Origin of the sequence: Halostella limicola (genome assembly GCF_003675875.1) — an archaeon.
Lineage (GTDB): Archaea > Halobacteriota > Halobacteria > Halobacteriales > Natronoarchaeaceae > Halostella > Halostella limicola.
The window spans coordinates 826,194-838,866 of the sequence record NZ_RCDI01000002.1; the positions used below are offsets into that span (position 1 = coordinate 826,194).

A 12,673-nucleotide genomic window follows, 5' to 3' on the forward strand; every position below is an offset into this window, starting at 1 on the left:
TCGGAGTGCCAAGAACCGCACGGCGCCGTCGAGCCCCGGCTCCGCCCTACTCCGGGCCCTCGTAGGCGTCGAACCACGACGACACCGCGCCCTGCAGCGCGCCGGTCGTGCTCCCGAGGTTGATGATCTGGTAGCCGGACTCGGCCTTCCGGTTCACGTCGTCCATACCGAGGCCGAGTCCGCCGAGGGGGACGCCAGCGTCGGTGGCCTTGCTGCGGATCGTCTCCACCGCGTCCTGCACGTCCTCGTGGCCGGCCTCGCCGGGGTGACCGAGCGACACCGAGAGGTCGAGCGGCCCGGCGAACACGAAGCCGAGGTCGGGCACCGCGAGGATCTCGTCGAGGTTCTCGACGGCCGTCCGGTTCTCGACGGTGACGCCCACGACCACTTCCTCGTCCTCGGTCGCGGCGTAGTCTTCCGTCGTCCCCCACCTGCTCGCCCGCGGGTTGGCGAACCCGCGCTTGCCCGGATCACCGTCGTACTCGAACCGCGAGGCCTCGACGGCGCGGCGCACCTCCTCCGCCGTCTCGACGCGGGAGACGAACAGGTTCCGGACGCCGGCGTCGAGCGCCTTCCGAACTAGTCCGGGGTCCGGGTGCGGGAGGCGGACGAGCAGTTCCGTCCCACCGAGGTCCGCGGCGCGGAGGAGGTCCTCCATCCGCTCGCCGTCCCACGGGCTCGGCCCGCCGTGTTCGAGGTCGATCCAGACGAAATCTAGGCCGAGTTCGCCGTAGAACTCGACGAGCGTCGGGTCGTACGTGTTCTCCAGCACGCCGAGCGCGACCTCGTCCGACTCCAGCGTCTCGCGGAGGTCGTTGGAACGCGGTGACTCCATGGTCGTACCACACGGCCGGTCCGTCCATAAGCCCCGGTATCGGCCGGGATTCTGACACGCGGGAGCGTCGGACCCGGTGACTACCCTGCAAGTAAGTGGCCTCGAACACCGGAAAACGCCTTTTCGCGTCGACGCCGTCCGTCCGGACAGGATGGACCGATACATCGACCGGGAGACGATGCTGGATCTCACAGTGAACTTCATTCCGCTCGGGATCCTCGCGTTCTTCTTCGTGGTCTTCGTCGCGTTCGACCCGTGGGGGTGGGACCCGCTGTTCACGGGCTTGGCCCTGTTCATCGTCGCGTGGCACTTCCTGCTGCTCGCCCTGCTCACGTGGTTCTCGGGCCGGATAATCGCGAAAGAGGAGAAGTCCGGCGAAGCCCACCACACCGAGTGACCGCGGCGAGAGAGGCGGGCGTCCTCAGGTTCTGACGGTCGCCGTCCCGCTCTCGACTATCACGTCCAGCGTGCCGGTTCGGGGGCGCTGTGACTGGCAGGCCGTCGTGTACGAGAGCCGATAGCGGCCGTCGCCGGGCACCGTGGCGGTCCCGTCGTACAGTTTGAAGCCGGTGTCGCGGTAGACGATGTCGTCGATGAACGCCTTCCACTCGCCGTCGCGAGCGGTCGTCTCGTCGTCGCAGGTCGTCGTCGAGAGGCCGTCGACCGGCGTCGCGTCGAGCGTCCAGTCGCTCGCGGTGACGGCGACGTAGCCGTCCTCGGCGAAATCTCGGCCGACGTTCGCGACGTACAGGTCCAGGTCGAGGGCGACGCCGTCGGCGGTCCGGGCCGCGCCCGCGACCTCGGCGTCGACGATCAGCGACGGCCGCTGTATCCAGAACTTGTACACCGTGATGGAGGTCGCGAGGAGGGCGGTGAACGGCACCACCCACTGCGAGAGTAGCGGGAGCATCGCCTGTCGAACCGTCGAACTTACTTGTAGGTCTGTCGGTTTTATACTGTTTCTGTCAGTTTCACGCGGGCAACAGCGCCGCTCTACCCCGGAAACTATCCGGATCTATTCGGAAACATGTCGTCGATACTGAGATCGTCCCCGTCCTCGACGGCGGCCGCGTCCTCGTCCAGTCGGTCGGCGAGGACGACGTTGACGACCGCGCCGAGCAGGAGAACGAGGCCACCGAAGTAGAGCCACGTGAGCAATAGCAGAACGGCGCCGATGGTGCCGTACACCTCGTACGTGCTCGCCACCGCGGCGTAGGCCTGAAACACCGCCTCCAGCGCCGCCCACCCGACCGCGGCGGTGACGGTGCCCGGGACGACCTCGCGGGCGGTCACGTCCGCGTCGGGGAAGACGTAGTACATCGGGAAGAACGCAAGCGTGAGTCCCGCGACCAGCAACAGCGGGTTGAGTACCCCGATGAACGGTATCTCGGGGAACATCGCGAACGCCGCGCCGGCGACCCCCGCCGCGAGGATGGCAAAGAGGACGGCGAAGAGGACGACGGCCCCGTCGCGGAGCTGGTCGACGATCGACGAGTCCGCCGCGACGCCGTACAGCACGCCGAACGCGGTGTCGATGCCCCGGAAGATCTTGAACGTCCCCCACAGGAGCGTGACGGCGCTGATGGCCGACAGGCCGGCCTGCCCCGCGTCGTCGGAGAGCGCGCTCGCGACCAGTAGCTGCGCGGTCGGCGTGAGGTACTCCTCGGTCAGCCGGACGACGTAGAGCGCGAGGGGGTCGTCGCCGACCGCCGCGACGACGAGAAAGAGGATCAGCAGCAGCGGCAGCAGGGAGACGAAGGCGTTGTAGGCGATGCTGCCAGCCATGAACGGGATGTTCTTCCGCCGGGCGACGCGGACGACGGTGACGACGACAGCCAGCGCCCGCCGGAGTCGCGCACGCATGGCGGGCACTACGACCAGCAGCAGTGAATCGCTTCGGGTCAAGCCCCGAGGCTTCCCGTTTCAATGACGCGACTTGCAGGAACCGACGAAGACCGTCCTCCGTCGGTTTCCACAGCGGTCGCAGTCTCCACGGGCGTGACTTCGGCCTGTCCCAGACCTAACTCCTGAAGACCGCGAAAAAGAACGTTGTACGATGCATTTTCGTCCCTATCTGCCTCGAACCCACAACTCGGGCAACTGTGTTCCCGCACCCATAACGGCTTCTCCGTCTCGATACCACACTCGGCGCACTCCTTGGTCGTCCCCGCAGGGTTCACTTGCACGACGTGCGTCCCGTACAGGTCGCCCTTATACTCCAGCATCTCGATGAACCTGCGCCACGAGGCGTCCTGCTCGTTCCGCGCATTTCCTTCGCTTTGGAGCATCCCTGTGACGTTCAAATCCTCCACGAACACGGCGTCATACTCTTTGACAAGCCACGTCGTGAGTTTGTGCTGGAAGTCCTCGATCTTTCGCTTGATCCTGCGCTTGACTTTGGCGACCTTGCGCCGCTGTTTCTCCCAGTTGTTGCTACCGTGTTCTTTCCGGGAGTGACTGCGTTGCTCGCGGCGTAGGCGTTCATATTCGTCTTCGAGGTCGAGCCAGTCCACGCTGTCGTCATCCGACGTGTAGATGTAGTTGTTGATGCCGAGGTCGATGCCAACGCAGTCCTTGGCATCCAAGTCGTCCACGTCGGGTTTCTCGGGGAGCGCGGTGTTATCGACTTCGAGGCCGAACGTGACGTACCATTCACCCGTCCGTTCTTTCTTCAAGGTGACTTCTTTGATGGTGGCGGTGTCGGGGATGGAGCGGTGGTAGCGAATGGGGATATTACCGATTTTGGAGAGCCAGAGTGTCGCGTGTCGGCCACTCGTGTTTTTGAGTTCGAAACCGGACTGCGAATACGTCATACTCTGGTACTCCCGTGGTGACTTCCATTTGAGCCACCCGACGTTGTGCCCGTTTTGCTTCTTTTCGGAGAGGATCGAGAGGTTCGTGTAGAAGCGTTCGACGGTCTTCTGTAACGCTTTTGAGTGGACTTCGGAGAACACGGGCCACTCGTCCTTCCATTCGGTGAGACGCTTCTGATGCTGGTACGTGGAGCCGATGTTATCCTCGTCGGTGTCGAGGGCTTGGTATTCGTAGCGGGTGTGATTGTAGGCTTGGCGATGGATGTCGATGTGGCGCTCCACTTCTGCAGTCACACCTGTCCGGTCTGGATAGGCGCGGAAGCGGTAGTCGTACCACATCGCTGTACCATGATTATCGGTGTGTCACTGCTTAATGGTTTGTGTCACGGGGTGTCGGCTTCAACCCTGGGATCAAGCCCCGGGGCATTCGCCATGACAGCCTGTAAAAGCGGCGGCCGCCGTCAGTCGGCGCTTCCCGTCTGGCGGGGAGCGTCGGCGTCGGCGACGGTCGGCGCGAGGGCGCTCTCGACGGCGGGTTCGAGGCTGTTCATCACCGCGCGGCCGTCGCGCTCGCGGGCGACCAACCCGTCCTCGTCGAGGCGCTTGAGGTGGTGGGTGACGGTGCTGGGGTCCCGTCCCAGCTCCTCGGCGAGCGTCGACACCGTCGCCGGGCCGGTGTAGGCCAGCGTCTCCAGCACCGTGGCGGCCGCGTCGTCCGACATCGCCGCAGCGAGTTCCCGCTCGTCGTCGCCGGCCGGGAAGTAGCGGCGCTTGCCCCGGTGTTTCGCGGTCGCGATCAGGCCCTCGTCCTCCAGTACGCGCAGGTGGTGTCTGGCGGTCGATAGCGTCACGCCGGCGCGGTCGCACAGCTCGGAGAGGTGGACGCCGGGAGCGTCGACGACGGTCTCGTACAGGCGCTCGCGGGACTCGTGTTCGAGCGGGTCGGAGTCGTCGAACTTGCTGTACAGCCCGGCCATCCCGCGGAGGAACCAGCGGTGGTCGGGCAGGGCGGTCGTCGCGGCGGAGGTGGTGAGGTGGGTCGCGGTAGTGTTGCCGTATCGCACCGCCGCGCCGGCGGCGATCACCCCGACGCCGTACCCCATCGGCGGGGTTCCCTCGCTCGGCGCGTCCGGGCCCGGAATGCCCGCGGCGACGACCTCGTTCGTGAGGTTGCTGTGGTTATGGTCGCCGCCGTTGCGCTCCTCCTCGCCGGGGTCGGACGCGGGCTCTGTCTCGTCGATCTGCGTCGCACCGCCCGCGTCCGGCTTGTCCTGAGCGCCGCCCATCCCCGACGACTTCTCCGCGCCTTGGCTCGTGGCGGGCGCGGCAGAGTCGTTTCCGGCGGGACCGTTCGCGCCCGTGGGAGCGTGCGGAGGTGCACCGGGGTTCCCGTCGGCCTGTCCTGGGGGCGCGTCCGCCTGTCCGGGGGGCGCGTCGGAGGGGCCTTCGCCGGGAACGCCGCCGTCGGGGCCGGGCCAAGAACCGCTCCGTCCGGGCGCCGATCCGCTGGAGTGGCCGTCGCTCTGGCCCGGCGGCTCGTTTCCGCTGGCGCCGGGTCCGCTGTCGCGCTGCTCGGACGGGGTTCCCGTTCCGCTCGCGCCGGGCGCATCCGCGCTCTGTCCCGGACCGCCGTCGGTCGGACCGCCGTCGGTCCGTCCCGGCGGTCCGCTAGTCGCCGCATCGCTTCCCGGCGTATCGTCGTGGGAGGCGCCGCCGGGGGACGACCCGCTGGTCTCCTCTCGGTCGGCGTTCGCGGTGTCGGGCGCCGCGCTCCCGCCGTCCGACGCGTTACCGGTCGGTGCCGACGAACCGTTCGACGGACTACCGGCGGTCGAGCCGCCGCGGTCGCCGGCGGGACCGGGCGATCCGCCGTTGCCCGCCGATTCGGACCCGTTCCCGGCGGGTCCGGAGCTGTTCCCGGGTGACGACGCGTTCGCACCGGATGCTGTCGCGTTCGCGCCGGTCGTCGCGGCGTCGGTCGCGTTCGTCTTCTGGCCCGGGGATCCGTCGGGTGGTCCCTGACCGTTCCCGGATGAATCGCCCGGCGGCGCCGCTGCGGCCGCGGGGGCGGCACACAGCAAGACGACAACGAGCGCAACGGCGAGGCGTATCCCCGCCGTTCGGACACCGGACCCGTCGCTTTGCACGGTACTGTAGCGTTTGTCGAGTTACAAATATATTGTGGTGAATACTTCGGGCCTGACCGAACCCCCTGCGGGCGACGACGAGCGCGGGCGCGGGCACGGACCGCAAGCGCCCCCGCCGGATTCCGACGACCGATAGAGGGAAATTTTAAACAGTTGGGACGACAATATTTTCGTCGTATGGATATACCGAAACGGTTCGTTACCGTCGCCCTGATCGCCCTCCTCGTCGCCGGCGCGGGCTGTGCCGGCCTGACCGGCGGCGACGCCGCCGGTGACGACGACGGCGCGGAACAGTACGACAACGCGACCGCCGTGCAGGAGGCGGCCACCGAGCAGATGCAGGACGTCGAGTCCTACACGTTCACGATGGAGATGTCGATGGTGTCGGACAACATGACGATGAACTCCACCAGCGAAGGTGCTGCGGACATCGCGGACCGTCGCCTCCGACAGAACCAGACGATCACGATGCAGACGCAGGGTCGGAACATGACGATAAACAGCACGTCGTACATGATCGGCGACACGATGTACTCGTCGTACGACGGCGGCGCGTGGCAGACGATGAACCTCTCCGAGATGCCCGGCGGGATGGGCGTCGACGACATGTGGAACCAGAGCGACACGATGGAGCAGCAGGAGGCCCTGCTGAACGGGTCCGAGGTCTCGTTCGGCGACGAGAAGACCACCACCATCGACGGGCAGGAGGTCTACGTCATCGAGATGGACATCGACGAGGAAGGGTTCACGAACCTGACGAACCAGCAGATGATGAGCGACGCACAGCAGCAACAGGCGATGAGCGACGTCAACTACTCCGAGATCAGCATCACGCAGTACGTCGACACGGAGAGCATGTACGTCGTCAAGACGGAGATGAGCCTGGAGATGACCACGAACGGCCAGACGATGCGCCAGGAGATGGTGATGACGTTCGATAACTTCAACGAGGACCTGACGATCGAAGCGCCGGTCGACGACGCGAACGCCACCGTCGCGCCGTAGCTACGCCCCCTCTGTCCCCGTTTCTTCGGTCGTCTCGGCCTCGGAGAACGTGATCTCGCTCGCCTCGTAGTCCTCGATGAAGGCGCCCTCGCCGCCGACGGTGAACCGCCTGTCGTCGGTTTCGAGGACGAGCGTGTTCTCGACGGGGAAGGCGTTGTTCGTCGGTTCGACGAGGCCCTGCCGGACGTCGACGACCCGCGCGTTCACGGTTTCCCCGTCGGGCGTCTCGAACGCCGCGGCGATCGGCGCGTCGGCGCGGAGATGCAGCGTCGCGTCCCGGACGGCGTGGCGGAACGTCCGGTAGGTGGCCGGCAGGTCCCGCGGGGCGTCGACGTACGCCTCGTCGGCGACCTGCCAGTAGTTGCCCAGAAACGAGCCGATGAGCGTCGGCACGAGCTGTTCCTGTGCGAGGACGAGCGCCTGCCGCGTCGAGTGGGCCTTGGCGAGGAGCTCGTTCGGGGCGAACACGCCGACCCGCTGGTCGGCGGCCAGCAGCATCGGCGCGTTCTCCGCCCACGTCCGGACGACGTTGCCGAGTCCGTCGTACTCGTCTTCGGCCGCGTCGCCGTCGGCGCCGGTCACGAGCACCAGGACGAACACGTCGCGCTCGACGGTGTCGACGAGGTCCTCGCGGACTTTCGGCACGACCGGCGCGGGGATGGAGAGGACGACCTCCTCCTCGGCGTCGGCGGTGAGCTCGGCGATGCGCTTGTGGACGGTGGCGCGGGACTTGATCACCTCGAACTGTTGCGGGGCGTCCCGCGTCTCGCTGTAGCGGTCCTCCAGGTCGTCCTCCATGTCGGCCAGTTCCTGCTGGAGCAGGTCGACGACCTCCGACGGCGGCTTCGCCTCGATCATCGTCGGAACGACGTGGTCGTTGACCTCGACGAGCCCGCGGTCCTCGAACTTCTCGACGATGTTGTAGACGTAACGCTTCGAGACGCCGGAGTCCTCAGCGATGGTGCTCGCCTTCGCCGAGCCGTGTTCGAGCACGGTGAGGTACGTGTCGATCTCCTTCCCGGAGAACCCGAAGCGACGCAGTCTATCCGTGAGATCGTTGTCGTCCATTCGGTTGTCTCTGCTATTTCCGGCCAGCTATAAAGATTTGTCAGTCGCTCATCCCGAACGCGGCGTCACCCGTCGACCGAGCGGTCGGCCGCCGGGAGGACGACGGCGTCGTCGACGGAGACGGTCGCGGTCCCGCCCTCGCGCTCGACGCCCACCGGTTCGCCCGCGAGGAGGTCGCGGTCGCCGACCGGTTCGTCGACGGTGACGGCGGCGCTCCCCTCGCCGAAGTTGAGGCAGACGACGACGTCCCCGGCGTCGTGCCGGCGGGCGAACGCGACCGCGTCGTCGGTGTCCGCCTCCCAGTCGACGGCGGCGAGGTCACCGGCTCTGAGGGCCGGCTCGTCGGCGCGCGTCCGGACGAGCCGGCGGTGGAAGCGCGTGAGGTCGTCGTCCCCCTCGGTCCACTGCATCGGCCCCCGGTACTCGGTCATCCCGCGCTCCTGCCCGTAGTAGATCATCGGACAGCCCGGGAGCGAGAAGACGGCGGCGGCGGCCGCCCGCAGGGCGTCCCGGTCGCACTCGTCGAGGTAGCGGTCCTCGTCGTGGTTCTCGACGTAGCGCATGTGCGCGGCGTCGGTCGGGAACCCGCGCTGTTCGTGCGCGCGAGCGGCGTCGAGCAGCGATCCGGCCGGGGCGTCGCCCGAGCCGATGTCCCGCAGCTGGCCGTACAGGGTGGTGTCGTAGTGGACGTCGAACTCCAGTTCGTGGAAGTCCGGGTCGCGCGGCACCGTCTCGTCGAGCAGGAGGAACTCGTCGTCGACCGCGCGGACGCGGTCTCGGACCTCCTTCCAGAAGCCGTGGGGGACGCCCCACGCCACGTCGCAGCGGAAGCCGTCGACGACGGGTGCCCACTCCTCGACCACGTCGAGGAGGAACTCCCGGACCGCCGGCGAGTCAAAGTTGAAGTTGGGGATGCGGTTCCAGTTGAAGTAGTACTCCGGTTCGCCGTCCTCCCAGACGTACCAGTCGCGGTACTCGTCGACGCCGGCGGCGCTCATCTGGTGGGCCGGGTGCTGGCGGCTGGAGTGGTTGATGACGAGGTCGAAGACGACGCGGATGCCGTCCTCGTGGCAGCGCTCGACGAACGACTCGAACTCCGCCCGCGACCCGAGGTCGTCGTCGGTGTCGAAGTAGTCGGTGATGTGGTAGCCGTGCCGGCGCATGCTGTCGAGGACCGGCGTCAGCCACACCACGTCGACGCCGAGCCACGAGAGATAGTCGACGCGGCGCTCCAGTTCCGCGAAGGTGGTGTCGGCCCCGCCCGCGAACTCGCGGGTGAATATCTCGTAGATGGTCGCCGATTCGGCCCACTCCGGCGGCTCGTTGAGGCGGGTGACGCGCCCGTCGTCCGCGACGCTGACGGCGTCGGCCACGCCGTGGCGCTCGCCGACGGGGACGGCGTGGACTCGAACGGCGTCGTCGACCGCGCTCAGGTCGAAGCGCGCCTCCCGTCCCTCGACCGAGAGGTCGTCGGTGAGCGTCCCGCGGTCGCGGTCGTCGACGTAGAACTCGACGTCGACGTCCCCGTCCGTCAGGTCGTCCTCGGGCGGCGCGAACGTCTCCGCGGAGACGACGACCTCGCCGTCCTCGACCGCCGCGTCGAGTCGGACGCGGGGGCGGCCGGGGCCCTCGACGGTGCAGTCGGCGGTGGCGGTGGCCTCGAAGTCGTCGCCGACGACGAATATCGCGGAGTGATCGCCGGGTTCGAGCGGTCGCTCGTGGACGTACGCGTCGCCCTCGACGCGGGGGGCGTCGACCCCCAGCGTGTAGTCGTTGAACGGCCCGATCACGGAGACGTCGTCGCGGTCGTGGTCCGGGAGTTCGTCGAGCGAGAGATCGAATCGGGCCGTCCGGCGCTCGTCGGGGAACGCGCGAACGGTGAGGTCGTGCGCGCCGTCGGGGGCGTCGAGGCGGAAGCGGTAGCGCCCCGGAACGTCGGGCTCGACGTGCTCGACGGGGGCCTCGCCGACCGTCACGTCGCTGTCGTCGGGCGCGTCGAGGACCGACCAGGCGAACGACGCGTCGGGGCCGGGCGATCTGGGGGCGAGTTCCACGTCCTCGCCCACTCTGACGAACCGCGGCGGACCGGGGTGGTGGTCGGCGTCGCCCGTCATGGCGTCGGCGCGACGGGGGCCTCGGTCTCGCCGTCGTAGAAGATCGACTCGCCGGTGTCGGCGTCGAAGAGGTGGATCTTCGACTCGTCGAAGGTGACCGACACCGTCTCGCCGACGTCTGGCTCGACGTCGGCGTCGACGCGCGCGATGAAGTCGTCGCCGAGCGCGAGGTAGAGGTAGTTGTCGCTCCCGATGGGTTCGAGCACTTCGAGCGACGTGCGGACCGCGTCCTCGCGGCCGGGGTCCGCGGTCCGGACGTCCTCCGGCCGGATGCCGAGGACGAGCCGGTCGGCGTCGGTCCGGTCGGTGACGCGCTCGGAGAGCGACGGCGAGAGCTCGTACGCGGCCCCGTCGTCGGTGCGCAGCGTGACCGACCGGCCGCTCCCCTCGACCGAGACGTCGAGGAAGTTCATGCTCGGCGAGCCGATGAAGCCGCCGACGAACTCGTTGACGGGGTCGTCGTAGACGGTCTTGGGGTCGCCGACCTGCTGGAGGCTCCCGTCGTTGAGGATGACGATGCGGTCGCCCATCGTCATCGCCTCCTCCTGGTCGTGGGTGACGTAGACGGCCGTGATGTCGAGTTCGTTCTGCAGGCGCTGGATCTCGGTGCGCATGGAGGTCCGCAGCTTCGCGTCGAGGTTGCTGAGGGGCTCGTCGAAGAGGAACACGTCGGGCTCGCGGACGATGGCGCGGCCGAGCGCGACGCGCTGTTTCTGCCCGCCGGAGAGCTCGTCGGGCTTTTGCTCCAGCAGCTCCTCGATGTCCATCATCTCGGCGGTCTCCTCGACGCGCTCGCGGCGCTCGTCCTTGGTGAGGTCGGTGCTCATCCGGAGGCCGAACGCCATGTTCTGGAACACCGTCTTGTGCGGGTACAGCGCGTAGTTCTGGAACACCATCGCGATGTTCCGCGTGCGGGCGTGCTGCTCGGTCACGTCCTCGTCGGCGATGCGGATCCGCCCCCGCGTCGGCCGTTCGAGACCCGCGACCATACGCAGCGTCGTAGACTTCCCGCATCCGGAGGGACCGACCACGGTGACGAACTCGCCGTCCTCGACCGTCAGCGAGAGGTCGTCCACGGCGACGATACTGCCGTTGCCGAACTCTTTCGTTAGGCCGTCCAGTTCGAGAGTTGCCATTGTACTCTGTGGGTAGTTCCCACGGTATAATTCTTCCCCTATCGATAGGATTTATGATGCAATATTTCGTAGTACTTCTATACCAGCCGGGATAACCCGCACTCGCACCCGTCCTACAGGGGTGAGGACGGTATTCCGATCGTCCCGTCTCCGTCGCCACGGTCCGGTTTCCCGGCCGCGATACTTATCACCCTCCGTACGTTTCTCCGAGTAGCTGGTACTATCAGGAACGATCCCAAAGTACTAAATAAGTGAATACATACTTCATCACATATTGACCCATGAGAATGGATCGCAGAACCCTGCTGCAGGGAATGGCCGGTGCATCGACGCTGGGAATCGCGGGCTGCATGGACGTCATCAGCGGCAGTAGCGGTCCGAACGACGACGCGACGCTGTGGCATGCTCGCGCCGAGGGGCCGAAAGCCGAGTTCGAGGAGAACCTCGAGACGTACAACGAGGAAAACGACGTGAATATCTCCGGGTCGCACATCGCCGATCTGGAGTCCAAGGTGACGAGCAACATCCCGGCCGGCGACGGGCCGGAGGCGTACCAGTGGGCACACGACTGGGTCGTCAAGTTCCACCAGCGCGGCGACCTGAGCGACCAGAGCGACCAGGTCGACGTCGACCTCGGTCAGTTCACGGACGCGGCCGCCAACGCCGTCCAGACGGACGGCGCGCTGGTCGGGCTCCCGGTGAACGCGGAGACCGTCGGGCTCGTGTACAACAAGGACATGGTCGACGAGCCGCCGGAGACGATCGAGGAGATGCAGTCGATCATGGACGAGTACCACGACCCGGACAACAACCAGTACGGTCTGAGCTACCCGGTCGACGGGTACTTCATCAGCGCGTGGGCGCACGCGTTCGGCGGCTACTACTACGACCAGGAGAACGACGAACTCGGGATCACGAACGACGAGACGATCGAGGGGTTCCAGTTCATCCTCGACGAGCTCATCCCGTACATGCCGTCCGACTACGAGTACGACCCGCAGGCGGCCGCGTTCGCCGACGGGAACGCGCCGTTCGCGATCAACGGCCCGTGGTTCCTCGGCACCGTCGCCGGCAACGACTACGACGTCGGCGCGGCCCCGCTCCCGTCGCCGGAGGGCGGCGAGCCCAAGCCGTTCACGGGCATCAAGATGTGGTACTTCACCGCCCGCATGGACGACGACGAAGAGCGCGCGGAGGCGGCGCGGAACTTCGTCGAGTGGTACGCCACTAACGAGGACATCGCGACCCAGCGCGCCGAGGAACAGGCGGCGATCCCCGTCCTCAAGAGCGTGGCCGACCGCGACGACCTGCCCGAGAACGTCCGGGGGTACGCCGCGGCCGTCGAACAGGGCCAGCGCATGCCTAACCACCCCCACATGGACAAGGTCTGGGAACCCACCGAGAACGCGTTCAAGAGCGCGATCAACGGCGAGCAGGAGCTCGAGCCGGCGCTCGAAAACGCCGCGGAGACCATCCGGGACGACTGGGAGTAGCGATGTCCGCTGACTCCGAAGCATCGAGCAGCGCCGGCGGCGGAGCCCGGCGTAAAGTCAAC

The 12,673-nt window shown here is 67.1% G+C and carries 11 protein-coding genes; 3 read left to right on the top strand and 8 right to left on the bottom strand.

Features of this window, described 5'->3' with window-relative positions:
- Positions 1-46: 46 nt before the first annotated feature.
- Positions 47-835: an HpcH/HpaI aldolase family protein gene (locus tag D8670_RS11995; protein WP_121818323.1), complete on the bottom strand. Its 789-nt coding sequence runs from the start codon at positions 833-835 to the stop codon at positions 47-49.
- Positions 836-986: 151 nt separating this feature from the next.
- On the opposite strand from D8670_RS11995, the gene D8670_RS12000 reads away from it, so the two are divergent.
- Positions 987-1,232 (top strand): DUF6684 family protein, encoded by a 246-nt coding sequence (locus D8670_RS12000; protein WP_121818324.1) that lies wholly within the window; start codon positions 987-989, stop codon positions 1,230-1,232.
- Between the two features lie 24 nt (positions 1,233-1,256).
- Here D8670_RS12000 and D8670_RS12005 read toward each other — a convergent pair whose 3' ends face one another.
- The 4 genes from D8670_RS12005 to D8670_RS21330 all read right to left on the bottom strand — a co-directional run bounded on the left by D8670_RS12005 (position 1,257) and on the right by D8670_RS21330 (position 5,795).
- Positions 1,257-1,745, bottom strand: coding sequence for a hypothetical protein (locus D8670_RS12005; RefSeq protein WP_121818325.1), 489 nt, complete (start codon positions 1,743-1,745; stop codon positions 1,257-1,259).
- A gap of 95 nt (positions 1,746-1,840) precedes the next feature.
- Entirely contained in the window at positions 1,841-2,698 is an 858-nt protein-coding gene (locus D8670_RS12010) for a YihY/virulence factor BrkB family protein (RefSeq protein ID WP_121818326.1), read from the bottom strand.
- Positions 2,699-2,736: 38 nt separating this feature from the next.
- On the bottom strand, positions 2,737-3,987 hold the full coding sequence (locus D8670_RS12015) for an RNA-guided endonuclease InsQ/TnpB family protein (protein WP_121818327.1): 1,251 nt from the start codon (positions 3,985-3,987) through the stop codon (positions 2,737-2,739).
- A gap of 122 nt (positions 3,988-4,109) precedes the next feature.
- On the bottom strand, positions 4,110-5,795 hold the full coding sequence (locus D8670_RS21330) for a helix-turn-helix domain-containing protein (RefSeq protein ID WP_205254080.1): 1,686 nt from the start codon (positions 5,793-5,795) through the stop codon (positions 4,110-4,112).
- Between the two features lie 177 nt (positions 5,796-5,972).
- Between D8670_RS21330 and D8670_RS12030 the strand changes: the two genes are divergently transcribed.
- Positions 5,973-6,800 carry an SCO4651 family lipoprotein gene (locus D8670_RS12030; protein WP_121818330.1) on the top strand — a complete coding sequence of 276 codons (828 nt, stop codon included), beginning with the start codon at positions 5,973-5,975 and terminating at the stop codon, positions 6,798-6,800.
- Here D8670_RS12030 and D8670_RS12035 read toward each other — a convergent pair whose 3' ends face one another.
- The 3 genes from D8670_RS12035 to D8670_RS12045 form a co-directional block, all read right to left on the bottom strand.
- Positions 6,801-7,868: a TrmB family transcriptional regulator gene (locus tag D8670_RS12035; RefSeq protein WP_121818331.1), complete on the bottom strand. Its 1,068-nt coding sequence runs from the start codon at positions 7,866-7,868 to the stop codon at positions 6,801-6,803.
- Between the two features lie 65 nt (positions 7,869-7,933).
- Complete coding sequence (locus D8670_RS12040) at positions 7,934-9,982, bottom strand: alpha-amylase family glycosyl hydrolase (protein ID WP_121818332.1); 2,049 nt, start codon at positions 9,980-9,982, stop codon at positions 7,934-7,936.
- Entirely contained in the window at positions 9,979-11,118 is a 1,140-nt protein-coding gene (locus D8670_RS12045; RefSeq protein WP_121818333.1) for an ABC transporter ATP-binding protein, read from the bottom strand. Before D8670_RS12045 ends, D8670_RS12040 begins: the two co-directional genes overlap by 4 nt.
- A gap of 287 nt (positions 11,119-11,405) precedes the next feature.
- On the opposite strand from D8670_RS12045, the gene D8670_RS12050 reads away from it, so the two are divergent.
- Complete coding sequence (locus tag D8670_RS12050; RefSeq protein ID WP_193569353.1) at positions 11,406-12,611, top strand: extracellular solute-binding protein; 1,206 nt, start codon at positions 11,406-11,408, stop codon at positions 12,609-12,611.
- The last annotated feature ends 62 nt before the right edge of the window (positions 12,612-12,673 follow it).

What these genes read in the sequence shown, in the direction of transcription:
- D8670_RS11995 (WP_121818323.1), bottom strand. Translation starts at nt 835, where the DNA reads ATGGAGTCACCGCGTTCCAACGACCTCCGCGAGACGCTGGAGTCGGAC.
- D8670_RS12000 (WP_121818324.1), top strand. Translation starts at nt 987, where the DNA reads ATGGACCGATACATCGACCGGGAGACGATGCTGGATCTCACAGTGAAC.
- D8670_RS12005 (WP_121818325.1), bottom strand. Translation starts at nt 1,745, where the DNA reads ATGCTCCCGCTACTCTCGCAGTGGGTGGTGCCGTTCACCGCCCTCCTC.
- D8670_RS12010 (WP_121818326.1), bottom strand. Translation starts at nt 2,698, where the DNA reads ATGCGTGCGCGACTCCGGCGGGCGCTGGCTGTCGTCGTCACCGTCGTC.
- D8670_RS12015 (WP_121818327.1), bottom strand. Translation starts at nt 3,987, where the DNA reads ATGTGGTACGACTACCGCTTCCGCGCCTATCCAGACCGGACAGGTGTG.
- D8670_RS12030 (WP_121818330.1), top strand. Translation starts at nt 5,973, where the DNA reads ATGGATATACCGAAACGGTTCGTTACCGTCGCCCTGATCGCCCTCCTC.
- D8670_RS12035 (WP_121818331.1), bottom strand. Translation starts at nt 7,868, where the DNA reads ATGGACGACAACGATCTCACGGATAGACTGCGTCGCTTCGGGTTCTCC.
- D8670_RS12040 (WP_121818332.1), bottom strand. Translation starts at nt 9,982, where the DNA reads ATGACGGGCGACGCCGACCACCACCCCGGTCCGCCGCGGTTCGTCAGA.
- D8670_RS12045 (WP_121818333.1), bottom strand. Translation starts at nt 11,118, where the DNA reads ATGGCAACTCTCGAACTGGACGGCCTAACGAAAGAGTTCGGCAACGGC.
- D8670_RS12050 (WP_193569353.1), top strand. Translation starts at nt 11,406, where the DNA reads ATGGATCGCAGAACCCTGCTGCAGGGAATGGCCGGTGCATCGACGCTG.